Annotated in this window: 20 protein-coding genes; 16 read left to right on the top strand and 4 right to left on the bottom strand. The window is 51.5% G+C overall.

The genetic code is table 11. From position 1 onward, the window contains the following. Positions 1-83: 83 nt before the first annotated feature. Entirely contained in the window at positions 84-1,118 is a 1,035-nt protein-coding gene (locus tag ACS18Q_RS22180; protein WP_004727386.1) for an ABC transporter substrate-binding protein, read from the bottom strand. A 221-nt stretch (positions 1,119-1,339) separates the two neighbouring features. Between ACS18Q_RS22180 and ACS18Q_RS22175 the strand changes: the two genes are divergently transcribed. The 15 genes from ACS18Q_RS22175 to pdxH all read left to right on the top strand — a co-directional run bounded on the left by ACS18Q_RS22175 (position 1,340) and on the right by pdxH (position 18,406). Beyond that, entirely contained in the window at positions 1,340-3,376 is a 2,037-nt protein-coding gene (locus ACS18Q_RS22175) for a GNAT family N-acetyltransferase (protein ID WP_441257903.1), read from the top strand. Between the two features lie 284 nt (positions 3,377-3,660). Continuing rightward, a complete protein-coding gene (locus ACS18Q_RS22170) occupies positions 3,661-3,945 on the top strand; it encodes an STAS domain-containing protein (RefSeq protein WP_441257902.1) in 285 nt (94 codons plus the stop codon). Further along, positions 3,945-4,304: a response regulator gene (locus tag ACS18Q_RS22165; RefSeq protein WP_004727389.1), complete on the top strand. Its 360-nt coding sequence runs from the start codon at positions 3,945-3,947 to the stop codon at positions 4,302-4,304. The genes ACS18Q_RS22170 and ACS18Q_RS22165 overlap by 1 nt, the downstream gene beginning before the upstream one ends. Before the next feature lie 57 nt (positions 4,305-4,361). Continuing rightward, entirely contained in the window at positions 4,362-6,572 is a 2,211-nt protein-coding gene (locus ACS18Q_RS22160; protein ID WP_158141601.1) for a chemotaxis protein CheA, read from the top strand. Positions 6,573-6,630: 58 nt separating this feature from the next. Further along, positions 6,631-7,122, top strand: coding sequence for a chemotaxis protein CheW (locus ACS18Q_RS22155; protein WP_082469462.1), 492 nt, complete (start codon positions 6,631-6,633; stop codon positions 7,120-7,122). Continuing rightward, positions 7,122-7,586, top strand: a complete 465-nt coding sequence (locus tag ACS18Q_RS22150; RefSeq protein ID WP_055465421.1) for a chemotaxis protein CheW — start codon at positions 7,122-7,124, stop codon at positions 7,584-7,586. Before ACS18Q_RS22155 ends, ACS18Q_RS22150 begins: the two co-directional genes overlap by 1 nt. 10 nt (positions 7,587-7,596) lie before the next feature. Further along, a complete protein-coding gene (gene aer2, locus ACS18Q_RS22145) occupies positions 7,597-10,014 on the top strand; it encodes an aerotaxis transducer Aer2 (protein ID WP_441257901.1) in 2,418 nt (805 codons plus the stop codon). A gap of 14 nt (positions 10,015-10,028) precedes the next feature. After that, entirely contained in the window at positions 10,029-10,859 is an 831-nt protein-coding gene (locus ACS18Q_RS22140; protein WP_014257866.1) for a CheR family methyltransferase, read from the top strand. Positions 10,860-10,868: 9 nt separating this feature from the next. Then, positions 10,869-11,513 carry a chemotaxis protein CheD gene (locus ACS18Q_RS22135; RefSeq protein ID WP_441257900.1) on the top strand — a complete coding sequence of 215 codons (645 nt, stop codon included), beginning with the start codon at positions 10,869-10,871 and terminating at the stop codon, positions 11,511-11,513. Further along, entirely contained in the window at positions 11,510-12,556 is a 1,047-nt protein-coding gene (locus tag ACS18Q_RS22130) for a protein-glutamate methylesterase/protein-glutamine glutaminase (protein ID WP_441257899.1), read from the top strand. The genes ACS18Q_RS22135 and ACS18Q_RS22130 overlap by 4 nt, the downstream gene beginning before the upstream one ends. A 27-nt stretch (positions 12,557-12,583) precedes the next feature. Further along, positions 12,584-13,774 carry a methyl-accepting chemotaxis protein gene (locus ACS18Q_RS22125; protein ID WP_158141607.1) on the top strand — a complete coding sequence of 397 codons (1,191 nt, stop codon included), beginning with the start codon at positions 12,584-12,586 and terminating at the stop codon, positions 13,772-13,774. Positions 13,775-13,783: 9 nt separating this feature from the next. Beyond that, positions 13,784-14,083 carry an STAS domain-containing protein gene (locus tag ACS18Q_RS22120; protein WP_238820214.1) on the top strand — a complete coding sequence of 100 codons (300 nt, stop codon included), beginning with the start codon at positions 13,784-13,786 and terminating at the stop codon, positions 14,081-14,083. Between the two features lie 26 nt (positions 14,084-14,109). Next, positions 14,110-15,801 (top strand): ATP-binding SpoIIE family protein phosphatase, encoded by a 1,692-nt coding sequence (locus tag ACS18Q_RS22115; protein WP_172475444.1) that lies wholly within the window; start codon positions 14,110-14,112, stop codon positions 15,799-15,801. 148 nt (positions 15,802-15,949) lie between these two features. Next, entirely contained in the window at positions 15,950-17,623 is a 1,674-nt protein-coding gene (locus tag ACS18Q_RS22110; protein WP_441257898.1) for a DUF342 domain-containing protein, read from the top strand. Positions 17,624-17,770: 147 nt separating this feature from the next. Then, a complete protein-coding gene (pdxH, locus tag ACS18Q_RS22105; protein ID WP_014257860.1) occupies positions 17,771-18,406 on the top strand; it encodes a pyridoxamine 5'-phosphate oxidase in 636 nt (211 codons plus the stop codon). 32 nt (positions 18,407-18,438) lie between these two features. Here the strand turns inward: pdxH and ACS18Q_RS22100 are convergent, their stop codons facing one another. The 3 genes from ACS18Q_RS22100 to ACS18Q_RS22090 form a co-directional block, all read right to left on the bottom strand. Beyond that, positions 18,439-19,158: a helix-turn-helix transcriptional regulator gene (locus ACS18Q_RS22100; protein ID WP_004727401.1), complete on the bottom strand. Its 720-nt coding sequence runs from the start codon at positions 19,156-19,158 to the stop codon at positions 18,439-18,441. 311 nt (positions 19,159-19,469) lie between these two features. Further along, positions 19,470-21,290 (bottom strand): SUMF1/EgtB/PvdO family nonheme iron enzyme, encoded by a 1,821-nt coding sequence (locus ACS18Q_RS22095; protein ID WP_441257897.1) that lies wholly within the window; start codon positions 21,288-21,290, stop codon positions 19,470-19,472. 144 nt (positions 21,291-21,434) lie between these two features. Beyond that, on the bottom strand, positions 21,435-22,538 hold the full coding sequence (locus tag ACS18Q_RS22090) for a PEGA domain-containing protein (protein ID WP_014257858.1): 1,104 nt from the start codon (positions 22,536-22,538) through the stop codon (positions 21,435-21,437). A gap of 428 nt (positions 22,539-22,966) precedes the next feature. Here ACS18Q_RS22090 and ACS18Q_RS22085 point away from each other — a divergent pair, with 428 nt between their 5' ends. After that, a complete protein-coding gene (locus ACS18Q_RS22085) occupies positions 22,967-23,791 on the top strand; it encodes an AraC family transcriptional regulator (RefSeq protein ID WP_014257857.1) in 825 nt (274 codons plus the stop codon). The last annotated feature ends 238 nt before the right edge of the window (positions 23,792-24,029 follow it).

Below are 24,029 nucleotides of genomic sequence, written 5' to 3'. Positions count from 1 at the left end.
ATACAAAGCCCGCATTCGCGGGCTTTGTATTTTCTATTCCTAAACCACCTGTTATGCCGGTGGTTTTTTACTGCTTATCGCAATTATTGGTTTCTTAGGCGCTGCCAGTATTTCTCATAAATAGCCAGGGCTTGGGGGCCCACATCATTGATGAATTCACCCTTCGCCATGTCCTCTTCTGCAGGGAAGATGGTGGCGTTATTGCGCAACGCTTCAGGCAGTAACGCGCGACCACTTTTGGTCGCTGAGGCGTAGCCAAGGCTGTTCACGATCTCCGCTTGGTTTTCAGGTTGGTACATAAAGTTAATGAACTTGTGCGCCAACGCTTTGTGTTCGCTACCCGATGGAATCGTGAAGTTATCCATCCATAACACCGCGCCTTCCGCCGGCATCACGAATTTCAGCTCTGGCATTTCTTGTTGGCCCTGATACGCGTTGCCATTCCATTGCATGCCCAGTGACGCTTCGCCGGACACATACGGCACGTGCGGTGCGTCTGAGTTGTAGAGCAGCACGTTATCTTTCAGTGCAGCCAGCGACTGATACGCTTGCTCAATTTCTTTCTCGTTCTTGGTGTTGATGCTGTAGCCGTTGAGTTTCAGTGCCATACCAAACACATCGCGAATGTCGTCAATCAACATCACTTGCTGTGCGTATTTGCTGTTCCACAAATCTTTCCACTGGGTAATGCCTTCCGGAATCATGGCTTCGTTGTAGCTCAGACCAGTAACGCCCCAGATATACGGCAGCGAATATTTGTTTTGTGGATCGTGCGCCTGGCCGAGTAGGGAAGGCATCGTATCTTTCATGTTGGGGATTTGTGCGTGGTCGAGTTCAGCCAACAGGCCTTCACGGCCCATCTTTTCGATAAAGTAAGCTGATGCAAACACCACGTCATAACCGCCGCCTTTCAGAAGTTTGAGTTTGGTGTACATTGACTCATTGTTCTCAAAGGTTGAATAGTTAATGGTGACGCCTTCTTGCTGCTCAAATTTCTTCAGTGATGCTTCGGGCAGGTAACCTCCCCAAGCGTAGACATTCAGCGTTTTTGTCTCTGCATTCACTTGGCTAGAAGCGACCACTGCAGCGAGTACCAATCCTTTGATGAAATTTTTCATTGTATTTTGATTCCTAAAGGCCAGCACCACGCTGGATTTCGCATGCATCATTAGTGAAATGAGAAGCGCAATAAAGCAAATATAATTTGTCGTTATGGAAAAAGATTTTAGCCTTCAAATGACGAATTTGGTGCAACCGCGTGCAGGCTAATCAGGACGGAATATGGCGCAGGTGCACGCCTGTGCTACCATGGTGCAATGGCAACAACTCACGGTTTTTTATGGCAAATCCAACCGCAACTATTTTGCAATTTTTTGATCAGCTTCAGCATTTAGCCGTTACGTGCAATGGCCGTTTCGGTGTGCGTCTACAAGGAACACTGGAATGGCAACACGCCGTTGTGGATGCATTGATGCAGCAGCTCGCAAGCGATAGCACAGTGTTTCAATTGGGCGGCATGGCTCGTGTGGGTGTGACGCCAGTGGCATTCAATAAAGGCCAGTATCTCTTGGGGCGTGAATGCCAATGGCTGATTTGCGATGTCAGCGAGGGATTTGATGCCAACAGCTTTAGCGCTGCGTTGGGAACCTTGACCGGCGGTGGTCTCTTGCTGCTGATTGGCGACCAAGTGGTGAACGAAAATCCAGCTCAGCAATGGCTGGCCGCTGCGTTTGCAGAATTACTGCAAGTCACTCCAACCACGCTGCCGTCTTTGCCGAAGGTCGACGTGGCTGCGCCTGAAGATGCCTTTGCTCAGCAAGCCGAGGCGATTGCCCAGGTTGTCCGTGTGGTGGAAGGGCACCGTAAACGACCGCTGGTGCTGACGGCTGATCGCGGGCGAGGTAAAAGCAGTGCGTTAGGGATCGCTGCAGCGCAATTGATGCAGTCCCGATCGCTGAACATCATCGTGACGGCTCCTACACTGGCCAACGTTGCGCCGCTATTTCAGCACGCCGCGCGATGTCTTCCGTTGGCGCAGGCATCCAAAGGTGCGCTGCATTATCAGGCATCGCAACTGCGTTTTATGGCGCCGGATGAGATTATCTTGCATCAGCCAGAATGTGAAGTGTTATTGGTTGATGAAGCAGCAGCGCTGCCGTTACCCATGTTGATGACTTTTGTTGAGCGTTATCACCGCGCGGTGTTCTCGACCACCATCCACGGCTATGAAGGGTGTGGGCGAGGATTCACGTTGAAGTTCCAACAGTGGTTGCAACAGCAGCGACCGCAGATGCGCACGTTGCACCTTGACCATCCGATACGCTGGAGCCCTGATGATTCGCTGGAAGCATGGCATCGGCGCGCGTTCTTACTTGATTCTGATGTTGCATTGTTGCCCCGCGATCTCAACCTGACGTCACTACGTTATCAAGCCATCCCCCAAGCTGAGTTACTTGAGCAACCCGCTTTGCTGGCTGACATCTTTGCCTTGCTGGTGAACGCGCATTATCAAACATCGCCCAATGATGTGCTGCACCTTCTGGGAGACGATGCGATGTGCGTGTTCGTTGCGCGCGCCGACGAGCGCGTAATTGGCTGCATATTGGCGGTGCGGGAAGGGGGATTGGATGACACACTGATTGAACAGATTCAGCGCGGACAACGTCGCCCTAAAGGTCATCTTGCGCCGGTGACGTTAGCCAATCAACTGGGCATGGTCGTCGCCGCCCAGCAAACGTGTTTGCGGATCATGCGCATTGCCATCCATCCTCAGCTACAGCAGCGCGGTGTTGGTTCATCGCTGTTATCGCACTTTGTGGCGAGTCATCCTGCCGATTACTACGCCACCAGCTTTGGCGCCACCTCTGAACTGGTTCGCTTTTGGCAGCATAATCAATTTTGCGCCGTCAAAATCGGCTCGCAGCGCGACCAAGCCAGTGGCTGCCACTCCCTGTTGATGATTCAACACCATTCACAACCTTGGGTGGAAGAGGCGACGGCACAATTCCCGATTCATTTGAGCTATGAACTCAGTGAGACGTTACGAACGTTAACGCCTGCATTGGTGCGTCAGTTAATGAGTCACGCCAAAACGCCAGTCACAACGACCATCCCGCTGACGTTATTGCAGCACTACGCCAATGGCGGCGCAAACTATGAAAGCGTTGCCGCGTGGATTGAACAACTTTTACTGAGTTTAAGCGCAGAACAATGGTTAGCGGTGTCGGATGTATTGATTGCCAAAGTCTTGCAACGACACACTTGGCAAGAATGTGCCAATGCATTTGATGGTTCGGGCCGAAAACAAATCGAAGCCAGAATTCGTGAATCACTCGCTAAGTTACTGACAAATTTACAGTGTAAAACGTCGCAATGAGATCGGTTTGAGCGGGTCTGATTTACAGTGTAAATGCTTCCCTCCGCGCTTCCATGTCAAAAAAGTCCTATGTATTACTTCACTTTCGTAGGGCTTTTCCTTTTTGGTCACCGCCAAAAAAAATCCTTTAGATTAAGTGCCTTATCTTCTCGTCTAACTCAAAAGTTGTATTGACCAGCAAAATGAATCCCTATTATGTAATTTGCTAATTAAGCATTCCTTTCTACACTCACAAAAGAAAAAAAGGAACCTTCATTAGCGCACAATGACAAGGAATTCGGCTTGTGTTCACCTTAAATGAGAGTCTGGACATCAGCAATGTGGTTGATTGCAAAGTCCAATATCAAGAATGGCTGCAACAAGCCACCCCTTTGGTCATTGATGCCACGCATGTGTCACGTGTGGATGCAGCGGGCATGCAGCTTCTGGTCTCGTTTGTTGAGTCTGCACGTTTGGCAGAGTGCGACATCCGTTTAGAAAACATCTCTGAAGCGTTACAGGAAGGCATCGATGTGCTGGGCCTAGAGCGCTGGTTTATGGAATCTCAAGATGCAACAAGGAAGACGTAATGACAAAAATTCTCGCTGTAGATGACTCCATTTCTATTCGTCAGATGGTTAGCCACACCCTTAAGGATGCAGGGTATGACGTCGAAACTGCCAATGATGGTCGCGAAGCCCTGACCAAAGCGCAGAGCACCAAATTCGATGTGGTGATTTCCGATGTCAACATGCCCAACATGGGCGGCTTTGAATTGGTCAAAGCGATTCGCGGTAACCCACAATACAAATTTATTCCCATCCTCATGCTGACCACGGAAACCAGCATGGAGAAAAAACAAGAAGGCAAACTGGCGGGCGCGACCGGCTGGCTCGTCAAACCGTTTAACCCGGACACGTTACTAAAAACTCTAAAACGCGTGCTGTAATTTTTGCTTCGACTTGGAAGTGTTGAAACTCGATAACGTCAATTGGCAGGACTGAATATGGCTTTAGACATGGAACAGCTGCGTAAGATGTTTTACGAAGAATGTCGTGAAAATCTTGAAGTGCTGGAAAATGTGCTACTCCATCTTGACCCACAAGAGGGAGATCACGAAACCATTAACACCATTTTTCGCGCCGCTCACTCCATCAAGGGCGGGGCCGCGACCTTCAATTTGCTTGATATCAGTGAGTTCACTCATTCGGTCGAAGCGTATCTCGACAAAGTTCGCAATCAGGAAACACAATTGTCAGCGCAAAGCGTGGATGTGCTGCTGAAAAGCTGCGACGTGATTCGAGATATGTTGGAAGGACACGAAACCGGATCGGATGTCGATGTTGACTTGAAAGCCTCGGTAAGTCATCAGCTTGCTGCGTTACTTCAGGCCGTTGCTGCCCCTGACGCGGCGGCGCAACCGGTGAGTGACCAAACTTCGGATGAGGCGTGCGATGAGGCCTTAGGCCCTTGGATGGTGAGCTTTGTGCCTCATCAAGAACTGTTTTTTAGCGGTAACGATCCGCTGCGCATTTTGCGCGAGCTGCATGAGCTTGACCCGCAATGTGAGATTGAAGCCGATGCCTCTGCACTGCCGGAGTTGCTCGAAATGGAAGCCGAGCTTTGCTACCTCGCGTGGCGAGCACGTCTCGATGGGGCGGTGGAAGAGGCGGCCATTCGTGAAATCTTCGAATGGGTGGAAGATGAGTGTGATTTGCTTCTGACGCGAACGCCCGTTGACTCATCTCTTGGTGCAGATGAAGGGAGCGCATCGTTGGCGCCAGCCGTGAGCGCGAAGGCGAGCGATATAACTGACCATTCGGCATCAGAGACAGCAGCGCCCATTCAAACCGGCCATGCTGCGCCTTCACATGACGCCAATCTGCCCAAAGCCAGTATGGACGATGGGCGATGCCACGATACTTCCCCGAGTGAAACAAAACGCCCCGAAACGCAAAGTCAGGAAAGCAAAGAGAAAGCGCCCGTGAAAGCGGCGAAATCGGAGTCGAGCGTGACGTCGATTCGGGTCGATATCGATAAGGTCGACAGCCTGATTAACCTTGTTGGGGAGTTGGTCATCACCCAATCGATGCTGACTGAAATCGGCAACGACTTCTCGATGGATAAACTGGAAAAACTGCAAGCGGGGCTCGCGCAGCTATTGCAAAACAGCAAAGACCTGCAAGAAAACGTGCTCAACATTCGCATGTTGCCGATGAGCTTTGCGTTTAGCCGCTTTCCTCGCTTGGTGCGCGATTTGTGCGGTCGTCTGGAAAAGAAAGTCGATTTGCAGATCCAAGGTGAGAATACCGAACTGGATAAAACCGTGCTCGAACGCATTGTCGACCCATTGGTGCATTTGGTGCGCAATGGCATTGACCATGGGATTGAGCGCCCGCAGCAACGTTTGGATGCGGGCAAACCGGAAATTGGGCTGATCGAACTCGATGCGTATCATCAGGGCGGCTCCATTATCATTGAAGTGAAAGACGATGGCGCGGGCATTGACTGCGATCGCGTGTGGCGCAAAGCGGTTGAAAAAGGGGTGTTACCGGCCGACTCCCGCCGGGATGAAATTTCAGATAAACAAGTGCTCAACCTAATTTTCGCGCCCGGTTTTTCGACCGCCGATCAAGTGTCTGACATTTCCGGTCGTGGCGTCGGCATGGACGTGGTGAAACGCAACATTGAAGAGCTGGGTGGTCACATTGAAGTGGAATCAAGCCTTGGTAAGGGCAGCCACTTCACCATTAGTTTGCCGCTCACGCTCGCCATTCTCGATGGCCAACTGGTGCGTGTCGGCAGCGAGGTCTACATCATTCCTCTGCTGACCATCGTAGAATCGATTCAAATCAATCCATCATGCGTCAAGTTAGCGTCCGGCGGCGTTGAGTTATATCGCCTGCGGGACGAGAACATCCCCATTTTACGTTTGCAAGATGAACTGGAAATGGGCAGCAGTGGCGCGCTCGGCAGACGGCTACTTTGCTTTGTTGAAGCCGCGGGCAATCGGGTTGGGCTGCTGGTCGATGAACTGCTCGATCAACAACAAGTGGTGATCAAAAGTCTCGAATCGAATTACGCCAAGGTGGCCGGTATTTCTGGCGCCACCATTTTGGGCGATGGCTCTGTGTCGCTGATTTTGGACATTCAGGGATTGATCACCACGTATATGAAACGCCGCAGTCTCGGTGGCCAAAAAGGCATGGCCGCCTAGTTGTGAAGGAGAGCGACGAATGGATATCGAACACGCACACCCACTTCAACATGAATCGATGGTGCATGCTGCACTGATGGCCAGCCACGATGATTCGTCACGTGGCGCCGATTTTCTCAGCTTTCGCTTAGCCAATGAACTCTATGGTGTCGCGATTCGCGACGTGGAAGAGATCCGCGTGTGGGAGCATCCCACGCCGATTCCCCGTTCCCCCCATTTTGTGAAAGGCGTGATCAATCTGCGCGGCATGATTGTGCCGATCATGGATTTGCGCCTGCGTTTTGGCTTAGGCACCAATGACTATTTACCGACGACGGTGGTGCTGGTGCTGCGCAGTGATGTGGGCGATCACGCACGGCTGATGGGGTTGGTGGTCGATGCGGTCAGCGATGTGATTGGTCAAGGCGATAACGACTTATTTCCCGCCATTGGTGAGACGTCCGTGGCGCCGTATCTCCAAGGATTACTGAACGTTGGCGAGGAAGTGATGTCGCTGCTCGATACCGATTCACTGCTGGATATTGCCCGAATTCTGGGCGAGGAGGCGTGATGGCGGCGCAAGAGTTTCTCAGTTTTGTCTTGGACGAGGATGAGTACGGCGTGTCGATTCTCGATGTGCGCGAAGTCCGCGGCTGGAATGACGTGCGCTCGGTACCCAATTCGCCTGACTACATGATCGGCGTGCTGGATATTCGCGGGGAATACGTCCCGATTGTCGATTTACGCATGCGTTTTCATCTGTCGCCCGCACAGATCACGGCCACCACCGTGGTGGTGGTACTCAACGACAGTCAGAAACGCCCGCTGGGGCTGATTGTGGATGGGGTCGCGGAAGTGTACGAACTGCATCCGGAGCAGATCAAACCAGCCCCACATTTATCGAGCGCAGCAAAACAACAGTTTATTAAAGGCATTGCCGCCGTCAAAAGCGGTCATTTGATTTTGATTGATATTGAGTCGCTGTTTGACGTGGCAGAACTCAATCACCACACCATTGAAGAAGCAATCATGTGAGGGAACACTCATGGCATTTTGGAATCGCAAACCCCAAAAAGAACAGCACTATGTCGCACCTGCGGCCGACTCATTGCTTGATGAGTTTGAAAACGAGGCCGAGAAGGGAATTTCCAATCAGCAGCTTCTCTCCGCGCTCAATGCGGCGCAGACCGCACTGATGATGATCGACCGGGATTTTAAAATTACCTATCTCAATAAGCAGTCGATGAATTTGCTTCAGCAACATGAAAGTTTGTTCAAATCGGTGTGGCCCAATTTTCGTGCCGATGAAGAATTTTTGATGGGTTACTGCATCGATAATTTTCACGGTAATCCAGCGCATCAACGCCAGATGCTCTCCACGCCCGCCAACTTGCCGTACGTGACGACCATCGATATCAAAGGAGTCAAGATTGAACTCAACGTCGGGGCGATTATCGACCAAAACGGCATTTACATCGGCAACACGCTGGAATGGCAAGACGTGACTGCGCTGCGTCAGCAGGAAAATGAAGTGGCGCGTCTGCGGGCGGCGATTGATCAGGCGCAGACGGCGATGGTGATGATCGACCGCAATTTCAACATCACTTATATCAACACAGAGACACTGACGCTGTTTCGCAAGCATGAAATGACGCTGCGCACGGTATGGTCGGGCTTTACTGCGTCGTCGGAATGGTTGATGGGACGCTGCATCGATGAGTTTCACCGTAATCCAGCACATCAGCGTAAATTACTCAGCGATCCCAATAACTTACCTTACAGCACCGACATTACGATTGGCCCGTTGAAAATCGAGCTCAACGTCGCGGCGATTTTCGACATCAGCGGCGCCTACATTGGCAATACGCTAGAGTGGCGCGATGTCACCGAAGAGCGGGCCAAAGAGACCGAAATCGGTCGTTTGGCGTCGGCCGTAGAGGGCATGACCACCAACCTGATGATGGCCGACCAAGAGGGCATCATTCAGTACCTCAACCCGTCGCTGGCGGCATTGTTGCGTAGTCGAGAAAGCGAATTGGCGCAGGCGTTTCCGGGTTTTGAGGTCAGCAAACTGGTTGGACGCAGCATCGACACCTTCCACAAAAATCCGTCCCATCAGCGCAGCATCATCAGCAATCCGGATCGGCTGCCGTTCAGTTCGAACATCAAAGTGGGCTCATTAGAATTTAACCTCACTTGCATCGCGATGCGTGATGGCAAAGGCAACTATATTGGCCCAGCGCTGCAATGGGTGGATATCACCGAACAGCGTGATGGTCAGCGTCAGGTGGAAAGCCTGATTCAAAAAGCGATTGATGGCGAGCTGCACGAACGCATTGATACCTCAGTTTACAACGGCTTTATGCGCGAACTCGGTGATGGCATTAACAACCTATTGGATACCTTGGTGGAGCCGCTGGGGCAGTGCATTGATGTCATGAGTCAGGTCGCCGAGGGTAACCTCAACAACCAGATGCCGCACGAGCATCAGGGTGAATTTGGCCGGTTGGCGGAAGCGGTAAATACCTCCATCACCAACATACGTGCCATGGTCGACAAGATCACCAAATCCTCGGCGCGGGTGGCAACGGCATCGACTGAAATTGCCGAAGGCAACAACGACTTGAGCCAACGTGTTGAAGCGCAAGCCTCCAATCTGGAGCAAACGGCGGCCAGCATGGAACAGATGACCGCGACAGTGCGCCAGAATGCCGACAACGCAAAAGACGCCAACGGCGTGTCCACCGATGCCGCGAAAAAAGCGACGCGAGGCGGCGAAGTGGTTGGGCAGGCGATTAACGCCATGGGTGAAATCAACACTGCCAGCAAGAAAATTGCGGACATCATTGGCGTGATTGACGAAATCGCGTTCCAAACCAATTTGTTGGCGCTGAATGCTGCGGTTGAAGCGGCGCGCGCTGGTGAACAAGGCCGTGGTTTTGCCGTGGTCGCGGGCGAAGTTCGTAACCTTGCACAGCGCAGTGCGGCAGCAGCAAAAGAGATCAAAGGCTTGATCAAAGACAGCGTGGAGAAAGTGGACGAAGGATCGCGCTTGGTGAACGAATCGGGATCCACCTTGAATGAGATCGTAGAAGCGGTCAGCAAAGTGTCGCATTTGATCGGCCAAATCGCGTCGTCCAGCATCGAACAATCGACCGGGATTGATGAGATCAACCGTGCAGTGACGGCAATGGATGAGATGACGCAACAGAACGCGTCGTTGGTGGAAGAGATTTCTGCGGCCAGCCAGTCACTGAAAGACGAAGGCAAAGAGCTGTTGAATCTGATGAACTTCTTTACCACCGACAGCAACATCACCACGTTTGAAACACGCAAGTCGACCGCACCCGAAGTGCCCAAGCAATCGAAACGCAGCAATGTTAGCGACCTGCGTTCACCGGGCAAAGTGGCGAATGCCAGGCTCGATTTGAACGACGATGGTGATGAGTGGGAAGAGTTTTAACAAGGGACTCAGCGATGTTGGCTTTGAATGAACAAGAATTTGAACTGACGGACAAAGATTTCAAGTTCATCCAGTGGTTTATGCACAAACGGGTTGGCATTTATCTGTCTGACCGCAAGCGAGCCATGGTTTACGGGCGTATTAGCCGTCAGATGCGCCGCCGAGGCTTGAACCGCTTTGCGGAATATCGTGCGTTGATTGAACACGATGAGCAGGAATGCATTCACTTTATTAATACGCTGACCACCAATAAGACCCAATTTTTTCGCGAATATCATCATTTTGAATTCCTCGAAAAAGTGGTGGTGGAGGGGTGGCGCAGCTTGGGCAATCACAACATCAACATTTGGTCGGCGGGCTGCTCGACGGGCGAAGAGCCGTATAGCGTGGCGGCGTCTTTGCTGATGTCGGGGACGTTCGATTTTGCGGAATCCGTCAACATCTGGGCGACCGACCTCGATACGCAAGTGCTGGATCACGCGCGTCGCGGCATCTATTCGCAAGACGCGTTGGCGAGCATTCCGAAGCCGTACCTCAAGCCCTGTTTTCGGCGCGGGAAAGGGGACCAAGCTGGCAAGATCAAAGTGGCGCGCAAGTTACAACAATTTGTGCAGTTTCATCAGTTAAATTTGGTCGATCACTGGCCGATGCGCGATGAATTCGATCTGATCTTGTGCCGGAATGTGATGATCTACTTCGACAAACCGACACAAGAGCTGTTGATCACGCGGTTTCACGATCGACTCAAACCTGGCGGCGTGTTGTTTCTGGGTCATTCTGAAAGCTTGGGGCGTTGCAGTTCGATGTTCCACCATTTAGGCCAGACGATTTACGTCAAGATGTAGAGCAGTACGATGGATAGCCCAGCCACCACGACAATCAAAATGGAGAACGTGAAATACGATCGTTTTCCCAATTTAAAACCCAACATGCCGTGGGTCAAAGTGCTGCCGGGCGGTGTTTATGCCACAGCGCAAGAAGAGATCATTTGTACTGGGCTGGGCTCGTGTGTGTCGGCGTGTATCTGGGATGAAAAAGTGGGCGTGGGTGGCATGAATCATTTTTTGCTGCCGTTTGATACCAGCGCTCAACTGCATCATTGGAAGCCCAACGAGATTCTCTCGACGGCTTCGCGCTATGGCTGTTATGCGATGGAGCTGCTGATCAACCAACTGATTAATATGGGGGCTGATCGGCGTGGCTTGAAAGTGAAGTTGTTTGGTGGTGCCCAATTGATGGGCTTTCAATCGTTGATTGGGATTAAGAACGTGGAGTTTGTGCTCGATTATGTCAAACGCGAGCACCTCAACGTACAAGCACAGGATTTGGGTGGGTCTGAGCCGCGACGTGTCCTGTTTGATCCCAAAAGCGGCAAGGTGTGGATTAAGCGTATTCCATGCGCTGAGGTGACGGCCATTCGACGTCATGAAGCGCGTTATTCGCATCAACTCGATCAAGCCACACATGCCGAGTTGACCCCAGTGGAGCTGTTTGAATGAGCAAAAAGATCAAAGTGTTGGTCGTGGATGATTCGCCAGTGTTTCGCGCGCTGCTGATGCAATTGATTGATTCGGATCCGGATCTTGACGTGGTCGCGGGCGCTGAAGATCCCTATCAAGCGCGTGAACTGATCAAACGCCACAACCCGGATGTGCTGACGTTGGATATTGAAATGCCCAAGATGAATGGGGTGCAATTTCTGCGCAATTTGATGCGTCTGCGTCCGATGCCGGTGGTGATGATTTCCACCTTGGCGCAGCATGGTGCAGACGCCACATTAGCCGCCTTGGAGCTTGGCGCTGTTGACTATTTCCCCAAGCCGTCGGTCGACAACACCGCCGACATGGTCAATTACAAAACGTTGGTCAACGAGAAAATCAAAATGGCGGCGGGCGCAAATGTCGCCACTGCCACCAAAGCGGTTTCGGCGCCTCCGTTGCCGTTCACGGCGGGGGAGACGCGTATCCAACTGCTCGCGATTGGCGCTTCAACCGGGGGGACGGAAGCGGTGAAAAGTGTGCTGTCGGCGCTGCCCGCCACGTTGCCACCGATTGTGATCACGCAACACATCAGTGCCATGTTTACGCCATCATTTGCCAAACGCTTGGATGATCACAGCGCCATCAGCGTACAGGAAGTCACCAGCGGCCACACGTTACTGTTGGCAGGACACGCGTATTTGGCGCCGGGCGATCGCCACATGGTGGTGGTCAAACGCGGCGCGCAGTTTTATGCCGAATTGGATGACCGCGGCCCGGTCAATCGTCACAAACCGTCCGTGGATGTGATGTTTGATTCGGTGGCAGAAGTGGTGGGCGATCGCGCCATCGGCGTGATTCTGACCGGCATGGGACAAGATGGCGCGCGAGGCATGTTGCGAATGCGCCAACAAGGGGCTCCGACGGTGGCGCAAGATGAAAAGAGCAGTGTGGTGTGGGGCATGCCGAGAGTGGCGGTTGAACTCGGCGGCGCGCTCGATGTGCGCGCGCTCAATGCGGTGCCGCAATGGATCTGTGAACAAATACAAATGCACAAAAAATGACGTTGGATGTGGTGCCCAGGAGCGGATATGAAAGAGACAAAAACACGCAATAGAAAAGGCTTGATTCTGCTTGCCCAAGTGGTGGTGTTAGGCGGTTTAGCAATGCTGGCGCAGAGCGTGTGGTTCATGCTCGGCGCGATGGTCGCAGCGGCATTGCCTTGGTTAGTGTTGTCGGCGAGGCAAACAGTTGACGCCACCCCTGCGGCAGCCTCGGTGCGCCAAACTAACGGGGCCGTCCAGACATCACAGCCGCCATCAAATCAAGCGCATCAGTCCAGCGAACGGCTTGAATCGGTGGTGAGCCTGAATATCGAACGCGTGCGCGAACCGTTGGAAAAGCAGCATCGCATCGTCGATGAATCCGTCGAACTGCTCAACGAGAGCTTTTTCGGCCTGCAAACCGTCAGTGAACAGCAATCGGCGATTTCCAGTACGTTGGTGAATAACCTATTGGCCAACCAAAACAGTGAATATAGCTTAACCACGGTGCTGCCGCGCACCGAAGCCATCATCAATGAATTTGTTTCTACGCTGTTGAATGTGTCGGAAAAGAGCACCTCAGCCGTCAACAGCATTCGCGACATGTCACTCAAGTTGGACGTGGTGTTTCAGTTGCTTGATCAGGTGCGGGGCTTGTCTGAGCAAACCAATCTGTTGGCGCTGAATGCCGCCATTGAAGCGGCGCGCGCAGGTGAGGCTGGGCGCGGATTTGCGGTGGTGGCCCAAGAGGTTCGTAACCTGTCGGTGAAAGCGGAAGCGCTCAACAGCCAAATCGAAAAAGAGATTCAGATTGCGCAGCAAACGGTGAAAGAAGCCAATAAAACTGTGGGTGAAATGGCATCCATTGATATGTCACACGTTGAAGCCTCCAAAGGCAAAGTGGATGACATGCTGCATGGGGTACAACAGGTGAACACCGAAATTGAGCGTGAAGTGCAAAAAATGCAAGAGCTGGGGCAAGTGTTGGTGAAACACGTTGGCGATGGCGTGCGTTCGCTGCAATTTGCCGACATCGTGGTGCAGCAAGGGGATTATGCGCAGGATTCACTGAATTACTTGGAAGAGGCCATCAGCTTGCTGAGTATGCTGCGCCACAACACACAGGCGCTGGAAGCGGTCACGGCACAAATTCAACAGCTGGAGGAGCGTTCGTCCCAACGCAGCGCGCCAGCGGCCAATCAGAGCTGCATGGACGAAGGTGAAGTGGAGCTGTTCTAAGGAGAAACTATGGGCATTGAAACCAATATCGACAATGAGAACAAGCACGTGACTATCTCGGTGGAGGGCGCGTTCTGTTTTAATTTGGTGCAGGATTTTCGCAGCAGTTATGCCAAACGCTTTGACCACCGTTACACCGTCGACATGCGCAAAGTGAACTACATTGATAGCGCGGCCTTGGGGATGTTGTTGAACATGAAAAATTACCTCGAACAGCCAGATGGCATGATTCGCATCATCAACACGCTGCCGCAAGTCAGGAAAGTGCTGATGATTTCTCGCTTCGATAAGAAGTTCTCCATTGAATAGAGCGTGAGGCGACCCCTATGCGAGTGATGGTGATCGACGATCATGCCACCAATCGAGAGCTGTGCCGGTTTATGTTGGCACATGTGGCAGAACACATTGATGTGTTTGAAAACGGCCAAGGCGTGGTCGAGGCGATGCAGCAGATGACATCGCTGCCCGATTTGATTCTGCTGGATGTGATGATGCCGATCAAAGATGGTTTTGCCACTGCGCAAGACATTCGCCGTGCATTTCCGGACAACTATATTCCCATCATCTTTCTCACCGTTCTGGATGATCACGACTCGTTTGAACGCTGCTTGTCGCTGGGGGATGATTTCATCCTCAAACCGGTAGAACGCAGTGTGTTGATTGCCAAAGTGCAGGCACATTATCGAGTGGTGAAAATGCACAACGAGGTGACGGAGCAGCGCGATCAGCTGCAACACTTTCGTGAACAGGTTCAATACGACTACGCGATCTCCGAATCGATTTTCTCCAATTTGATGGAAGAGATGAGCGCGCAGGTCGAGCACATTTTTGGCATCGAGTACATTTCAACTCCCTCCACCATTTTCAATGGCGATCTGATTGTGGTGGCCAGTCGGCCCTATGGCGGCGTGTATGTGATGATTGCCGATGCGACAGGCAGTGGTTTACCAGCGGCCATCTCAACCATTCCGGCCACGCGCACCTTCTTTTCGACCGCTGCTCGGGGATTATCGCTGGGGGAAATTGTCACGGAGCTCAATCGCTCCCTAGAAAGTTTTCTGCCGACCGGCATGATGTTGGCCGCGAGCGTGTTTGAAGTGCGAGCCAATGGATTTGAAGTCTCGTGGTGGGGCGGCGGTTTACCCGAAGGGTATGTGTTGGATGAGTCCGGCCAAATCATTAAACGCTTAGTCTCGTCGCACATGCCGCTTGGCGTGCTCAACGTTCATGAATTTGAAAGTGATATTCAGCAGGTCAAGTTGGAACCGGGGCAGCGGATTGTGTGTTACACCGATGGCATCACGGAAGCAGAAAATGCCGCTGGTGAATTGTATGGTGAGGCACGTTTAGAAACGCTGCTTGGCCGCGTGCCGCAGGGCGAGCTGATTCCCACGCTGTACGATGAAGTGCAGCGATTTGCCAAAGCTGGCACCAGCGACGATCTCTCCATTTTGACCATGACGTTTCCCATTACCAACATCAGCCCAGTGCAATTGACGCCGCCATTACTGTTGAGCAAGTTGCCGGTCAAAAGTACGCTCAGTTTCCCAGCTTCAGTGTTGCGTGAGGTGGTGGTGATGAATGAAGTGCGCACCTTTCTTAAAGGCATTGTGCTGGGCGGTGCGCATTTGGATCTGTTGTGTTCGATTTTGTCGGAGCTGTTTTCCAATGCGATTGAACATGGCTTACTGGCGCTGAAATCGGACATCAAAGACGATCCCGATGGCTTCATTCGTTACTACCAAGTGCGCGAAGAGAAACTCAACGCGCTCGATGATGCACATTGGATTCGATTGGATGTCGATTATCAGCCGAGCCGTTCGCGGATTGAATTTACCTTGGAACACAGTGGCAGAGGGTTTGATTGCCAGCAGCAGCGCAGCGTCGATGCCGACTTCACATACGGTCGAGGTATCTTGTTGGCGTCTGAGTTATGCGAGTCGCTGCACTATTCCAATGGCGGTAAGTGCGTGCATGCCGTGTATGTATTTAGCGGTTCGCATCCTTTTCCGTCACCCATTCCCTAACCATTTACACTGTAAAACCTGATTCATGACCTAGACTTTGGTTCCAGAAGTGATGCAAGCCTTAATTTGAACATCGAATTATTTCGACTCCGTATCATTTTTTATACACTGTGTTGTAAACGACAGGAATGCCGTAAGGTGACGCAGTATGTGGAAGGATTTGATTGCTCTCTCTGAGAACAAAAAAAGCGTCATGGCCAAACTGCCTTCAGATAAATCGGTCGATAAATCTTTTTCGGCGGCCGGATTAGTTGAAGCGTTGGCCGAGATTGGCGCGCGTAAGTATTTGGTGCTCGACAGCGAAGTGACTCGCTTTGTGAACTGCGCCAAAGAGTCAAAGGGAGAGGTCTACGAAGGCATCGTGGTCGCTGAAATGCGCAATGCCAGCGTGGAAGTGGTGTTGAGTGAACAGGACATGCTGGCCAGCATGGTGGTCACCGGGGCGTATGGCGGACGCGGCCTTTACGGCAGTGAGCTGGTGCATGCATTGGCGCAATCGCATGTGATCAAAGGCATCAACAAACTGGCGCTCAAGAAAGTGCTGTTGATGAGTAACACGCTCAAACCCGGCGAAACCTTTACCCAGCCCGTCGCCCAAGGCAAAGAGGCGGTGCAAGGGCAGGATGCGCAATTTATTGCGCTGGTGGACGACGTGACCAAACGCGTTCTCGCGCCCAAAGAGCGCAAGAGTCATGAAAAAATCGACATGCGTAACCTTGGCGAAACCATCACCGTCGGCGTCAATGAAGAAGTCATGCGGCGTAAACCTGCAACCAAAGGGGAACCGGGTTTTACCGTGCAAGGCAAAGTCATTGAGCCGAAACCGGGCAACGATTCGGCGCTGGTGGCTGGCAAAGGTACCAGTATTTCTCCTCACGATCCTAACCTGCTGTTGGCCAACCAATCTGGCATGCCAATCATCAAAGGCAAAACCATTGATGTCGATAACGCGCTGTGTCTGAACAACGTCAGCGTGGCGACGGGACACGTGAAATTCAAAGGCTGTGTGGTGATCGCGGGTGACGTGGAACCCGGCATGATTGTGCGCGCGACCGGTTCGGTCACCATTGGGGGATTTGTTGAATCGGCCGATGTGCAGGCGCAGGGCGACATCGAAGTGGGCAAAGGCATCATCGGTCATACCGTTTCCGAAGGGGACGATAAAAGCTGCGTGGTTAAATCGGGCGGCAGCATCAAAGCCAACTACGCGCAGTATGCGACGCTACAAGCCGCAGAAAACGTTCAGTTAGCCGTGCACAGCATGAGCAATGAATTGCGCTGTGGTGGCGATTTAATGGTGCTGGATGGCTCTGAGAAGCAAGGCACGCTCAGTGGCGGCACTGCCAAAGTGGGCGGGAAGATTGTCTGCCTCAACCTTGGGGTAGAAGGAGATACGGCGACCAACATCGAAGCGTTTGCGCGTTTTAGTGGCTATAAAGAGCGTATCGCCAAACACAAAGAACAGTACAAACAAGCACAAGAAGAAACGATGGATGTGATTCGTCGTGAGCTGGAATTTAAAAAACGCCCGAAAGCTGAACGGACGGAGGAAGAAGAGCTCAGCATTGATGAGCAGAAACAGAATGCCTCTGAACACATGGAAAAAGTCAAAATGGCGCTGGAGCTGCTCAACGAAGAGTTTGAGCAGATGCTAGAAAGCAACACGGTGGAAGCCAAAGGCAAAGTCTTTACCCATGTCAGCATTCAATATGGCGAGGAACGGGTGACAACCAAACGCGTACATGGCCCGTCTGTGTTTACGTTTAATCAATATGAGATTCAGATGTCATCGAAACTCGATGAAGAGGACATCGGGATTTAACTTCCCCATCTTCTCGAAAGTGGAATGAGAAAAGGGAGCGGTGGCTCCCTTTTTCTATGCCGGTAGTGAGGCCTCCTTTTGTCCGCTTGTGGCTTGAGTTCTGAGGCGTATAAGCGCACAATCGGCAAAAAATAATGAGGAGTAGAAATGGATCTTTCAGATATTCGCCGCGAGTACATTCAAGGTGGTTTACGCAGAAAGGACTTACTTGCAGACCCGATTGACCAGTTCAATTTTTGGTTGCAGCAGGCGATTGATGCCAAATTAACAGACCCAACGGCAATGACGGTGGCAACGGTCGATGAAACCGGCCAACCATTTCAACGAATCGTGTTGCTGAAAAACGTCGATAAAGACGGCTTTGTGTTTTACACCAACTTAGGCAGCCGTAAAGCGCAGCACATTCAGCACAACAACAAAGTGAGTTTGCATTTCCCTTGGCATCCGCTTGAACGTCAGGTGCACATTACCGGCACGGCGGAAAAACTCACGGCGCTGGAGAACATGAAGTACTTCACCTCTCGCCCTAAAGAGAGCCAAATTGCCGCGATTGCTAGCCATCAAAGCAGTCGAATTTCTGCACGCGGTGTGTTGGAAGGTAAATACTTGGAGCTGAAACAGAAGTTCGCCAAAGGGGAAATTCCGGTCCCGAGTTTCTGGGGTGGATTCCGTATCAAACCGGAAAGCATGGAGTTTTGGCAAGGCGGTGAACATCGCTTGCACGACCGCTTCATCTACAGCCACGCAGACGCGGGTTGGAGCGTGGATCGCTTAGCGCCTTAATCTCGTGTTGAAGAATATAAACACACGCCGCTTTATGCGGCGTGTTCGTTTTTTAGCACCACGGAGAGCTGCGTTTTGAGCAGCGTTTTCGGAATCACCGAACCAAATCCTAGATCCAGCGCCACATCGAGCAGATTCTCTTTGCTATGCGCGCCAAACTTATTGCGCAATCGCGCTTCGTAACCTTCTACCGTTTTGATTGAAATGCCCATCACGCGCGCAATGTGCTGCGGTTTCTTGCCGTACAGCATCAAAAACAGCGTTTCTGATTCGCGGGTGGTGAGTTTCGGCAGGGGCGTTTCGCTGTGACTGTTCGACGATTTGAATGGTGCCGTTAAGCCAGTGGCGCGGCACACCCAGTGACCCACTTCCAATATTGCGGTGTCCGTTAAGTCTTGGCCGTAGAAAATCGTGCCCTGAATGTTGCCGTCGGCGTCTCGCCATGGGCTTTTGGTAAAAATATGCGCGTGCCAACGGCCATCGGGGTAGGGGTGAATGTCGAGCACTTTCAGTGAGCGGCCGGTTTGCATGACGTAGCGATCTTGCTCTTGAAAATCGCCTGCGCAGGCGACGGTCGGGCTGGGCATGTCGAAATCTGTGCGTCCCACACACTGCTCGGCGGACGCCACCCCGATTAATTCACCGTATGCGTCGTTGGCATACACAAAGACAGAATTGAGATCTTTACAGCCCCAATAACCGGGCAATTGTTTAAACAGTAGAATTTGTTCGGCAGTCAGCGGAGTAGACACACACAGTTCCTCATATACAACGGGCTAATGATAGCAAGCGTGAATCCGGTTGTAAGCAATGAAATGCAGTGAATTGATATGAGCTGGAGGAAAAAAAAGCCAGCCTGAAGACGGGCTGGCAACAAATACAAGAAACATATCTTGTCGACGTGTAGAAGAGGTTCCATGATTTCAGCGAGGGTCTGCTGAAAACACAGAGATATCAATAAGATATCGGGCGGTAGGTCTGACCTAACGCTTGGAGCTAACTATATTGAAGCTCCCTGAAACACTAAAGGGGGGAAATCCCCCCTTTAGTGAAAAAGTGACGCTTAAAGTTCGCGAAGTATGCGGAAACCGACGTAATTGGCCGCCGCCGACGGGGAAATGAACAGCTCACTTTCTGCTTTTGCCATTTCTGGCGAGAAACTCCACGCGCCGCCTTTGGCTAAGCCGCGATCATCATTGGTCCATTGCCAGACGTTCCCAACCACGTCGTAGAAACCCAATCGGTTCGGTTCAAATGCGCGCACGGGTGATGTGCTCTTATTTGACCATGGCGTGCCGCCCCAACCGGTGTTGGCTTGGCCGCTGCCAAATGTATCGCCCCACCAGTAACTGGTTTTGCTCCCTGAACGCGCCGCAACTTCCCACTCATCTTCGCTGGGTAGACGATAGGTAAAGCCGGTCTGTTTCGAGAGCCATTCGGTGTAGGCTTTGGCGTCGTTGCGGCTGACACACACGGCTGGCGATTGCGCCGACTGTTTGAAGCCGGGGTTGCGCCAGTAGCTGTCTGGAACCGGCATGACTTCGGAGTTGTTGACCGCGATACACAAGTTTTGCAGCTCGGCATCGGTTTGGTAACTGGTTTGATTCACAAAGGTATCAAACTGAGCCACGGTGACGGGGGTGGCGCTAATCGCGAAAGCATGATCAAGGCGAACTTGACGAGATGCGTTTTCGCCTAGCAGGTATTCCCCGCGCACCAAAGTGATCATTTCAGGGGCTTTGACGTTGCCTTTGAGGGAATCGGCAAACTTAAAGCCTTGTTTTAAAACGTTTGCATGTTCACGCAGCACGGCACGCAGCGTGTGGTCAGAGCGAATGCTTAGCTCTTGATGGAACGAACGATAGCCCTCTTTTTCGACCGTAATCATGTGCTTGCCAACCGGAAGCATGATTTCAACCGGGGTGCTGCCGTAGCTGACGCCATCAACTGATACTTTGTCGTTGTACTGATTCGAACGCACGGCCAAGCTGACCCACGCAATCTCTTGCTGTTTGCTAGTCTGTGTGTTGTCCCCTGGGGCGAAACAGTATTGCGAAGCCACATTGAGCAGCTTGCACGGTGTGTTTTCTGCAGGGCGCGCATCGAGCTGTGCAGCAATAACCGTTTTGAATTTACTGCCGTCAAAGAAGCCAGAATCGGTGGTGGTGTGCTTGAGCACATGGATATTGAGCGACACGTCCGACAGATGCTGCTTCACGATGGCTGCTTCGCTGGTTTCATCAATCAGCCAACTTTGGAACTGTTTCACCGCTTTCTGCAGCGCCAGATCGGTGGTTTGTTTCGCACATTGTGCCAGCGTCATGTCGGCTTTACAGGCGTTCGTGAAACTAACTTTTTGATCGCCGCTGCGATAGAGCTCTGTGCGCAGACGTGCTACCCGCGCTCGAACTTTATCGTCATCCAACTGCGCGATGTTTTGCTCAATGACCTGTTGCGTGGCTTGCGCTTGCACCAGTGCGGCTTGTTGCTCTTGCAGTTTCTGCTCGGCTTCTAAGCGCGCTTTCTGATTCTGTTTGACGTTGGCCCAAGCGGCCTGATAGGCGTTCTGAGAGACCGAGAGATCCAGATCAGGTTCATCAATCATCTTACGATAATCGCGTTCGAGATTCGCTTTGGCGGTACTCAGCGCTGCGTCCAAGCTTTGCGTTTGTTGATTGAGGCGATCCAGTTCGCTCTGCTGATTATCGACAGCAGTTTGCTGAGTCTGGGTTGCCTTTTTTGCATCCTGCAACTCTGAGTGCTTACTGAACAGCGCGTCGTCAATGGCCATAACGGTAGCGGGTGCTACGGTTTCAGCCATGGTGGGTGCAGCAATCAAGCAAGGCGAGAGTGCGAATAACAGAGCGGGTAAACCTTGTCGCATGGTTGTCTACTTCAGTTAAATGTTGAAAAAACTGTCGGTATTCTAAACGAAAACGCCATTTTGTCAGAAGTCATCTTTCAATAACTTAGTGACAAAATGGCGTTGAAACGACAGCGTTGTGATACGCGACGACCAATCCGATGATTAGCTGTCTTTATTTGGGCGAAGCTTCACCCAAACGGTGTCATTGCCGTTCACGGTAATCACGCGGTTGTAGCTTTCATAACCGTCTTTCGACACGGTAACCTGATGGCGACCGGCAGGAAGAACGATTTCAACCGGCGTACTGCCGTAGCTGATGCCATTGATGGTCACTGAATCATTGTACTGATCCGAACGCACGGTCACGTTGGCCCACTGCTTGTCTTTTTTAACGTTCTTCTCATCAGAAGCGCCTTTTAAGCAGTAGCGGCTCGACACGTTCAGCAGTTTACAGGCCGCCACCGCTTCTGGCTTGGCCTGAAGCTGCGCTTGCATCTGGGTAAAGTATTCGTTGTTGCCTTCGAAACCACTGCGAATGATTTGACTCTCTTGTACGTGAATGTTGAGTTCTACGCCATTGAGGTTTTGTTTCGCAATCACCGATTCGGTTAGGTTATCCAACAACTTCGCGCGAAAGGTTTTCACCGCTTTCTGCTTGGTCAGGTGTTGGCCTTGGCTCGAACATTCGCCCAGCGTCATGGTGGTGGAACACGCCGTCTTATAACTGGTTTCCATCACATCGCTTTCACGCAATTCAGCATCCAGACGTTTGACGCGCGCTTCGATTTTGCTCTCTTCCAGATTCGAAAACTCGGTTTTCAAACGCGCTTGCTTCTGTTTAATCTGCGACAGACGCATTTCGCTTTCGGTGATCGCTTGATCGTTGGTCAGCTTTTCAGACTGGTTGTCTTTGACGGCTGTCCAGCTTTCCTGATACTTCTTCTGGAACGTGACTAAGTCGGTGTCCGGATCTTCGAGAAGACGGCTATATTGTTTGTCCAGCGCCGACTTGGCACGGTTACGTTTAGCATCCAGCTCTTCGCTTTCGCGCTGCAGACGAGCTTGTTCGTTCTTTAGCTGCTGAAGTTTTGAGCCTTCTGTGTCGTACTCAGAGACGATAGAATCGATCTCGCTCTGTTTTGTACTGATTTTCTCATCGATAGCGGCGACAGGATCTACCTGTGTTATTTCATCCGCGTATACCGATGCAGATACCCAAACTGGGCTTAGCGCAAGCAGTAGCGCTGGGAGGCGATGTTTAATCATAGGTCCCTGCAACAAATTGATATGGTTCCACTGGGAGCAGTGGCAATAGACAAACTTTTGACAGCGTTATCAATACGCTGGCTCTTGTAATGCAAATGCTCTTTTTTATAGCAAAAAAATCACCAAAACCGGACAATAGGCCACTGATTTTGTGAATCTTATAACTCTGCAAACTCCATTTTGAGCAGATTATCGAAATATGCAAGCTCCGATTCCCGATCTGGTTTGACGTTTTTCAATTGAACACTCATTGACCGTAATTTATGTGCACTTGATCATTGTTCCGAGATGTTCCACGCGGTCAATTTCACCCGGTCGACCCATCCAATTGGCGTATGTTTACTTTCTGAGCGGCGACAGAGGCGAGATTTTCGCTTCTGACAAATTTGTTATAAAATGCAGACCTGTCATCGTGAGGTGAAACGATCATGAGTAATTTATCTTCACACAATCCGCCCATTTTGGAGCAAAGAGCCAAACTTTTGTCGCCCAAACCGGCGGAGCTGGTGACTTTGCCTTCGCACATGCACTGCCACGATCACAGTTACACGCAAATCGTTATCGGCTTAAAAGGTCAGGCTGAATTTGAAGTCAGCGGCATGGGCAATATTGTCGGCCCGGGGCAGGGGTGCGTGGTGACGTCAGGCTCTGACCATGCCTTTGGTGGCATTGTCGGGCAGTCGGATATTCTGGTGTTGAACATGCCACAGGCTTCGGCAGACGATCCGTTGATGTTGCAAAAAATCAATGACTTATCGCGCGCTGATGTCTACTTCCAATTGGATGGCCAGATTCAGAAACTGGTGCAAATGCTAGTGCAGGAAATGCAAAACAGTCCAGAAGATATGTTGCTCAGCCGCGCCTGTGGTGACACCGTTTTGGCGCTGTTGCAGCGGCATATTTCAGCGTTTGAAACCCATCGGAAAGAGTCGCGCTTTGATTTAGACGCCATTGACCGTTACATCGAACAGCACATCAGTAGCCGCATTTCAGTGGCGCAGCTTGCGGGCAGCGTGTTTCTGGGTGAAAGCCAATTCCATATGCTGTTCAAAGAACAAATGGGCATCACGCCGCACCAATACGTGCTCGGTAAGCGCGTGGATATGGCGAAACACCTCATCGAGCAGGGCCGATTGACGTTTGGTCAAGTGGCAGAACTGAGCGGTTTTTCGAACCAAAGCACCTTTGCCCATACATTTTCTCGCCTTCAAGGGGTTTCCCCGTCCCAGTACAAAAAAATGTGTCGTAATTAAACGCTGAATATTGCGAATTTTAATGAGAATTATTCTATAACCCGAAACTGTTCACGCGGTTTCGGGTTATTTATTTGCGAAATTTGGTAAATGAACAGCATTTTATTTTGTCTAAATTGATGTGATTCTGTTTTTGTTTTGTTAAAAAACCGAGTTTTTGGCAAAAAGCTCGGAGTTTTTGACAAGTATTCTTCACGCGCTCAAAATACACTGCCAGCCATTGTAGGAAACCCGACCC

It is taken from the genome of Vibrio sp. Vf1514, assembly GCF_052076135.1.
Taxonomy (GTDB): domain Bacteria; phylum Pseudomonadota; class Gammaproteobacteria; order Enterobacterales; family Vibrionaceae; genus Vibrio; species Vibrio furnissii.
Note: the sequence above shows the minus strand (reverse complement) of the source record. Positions and strands in the feature narration are given on the sequence as shown.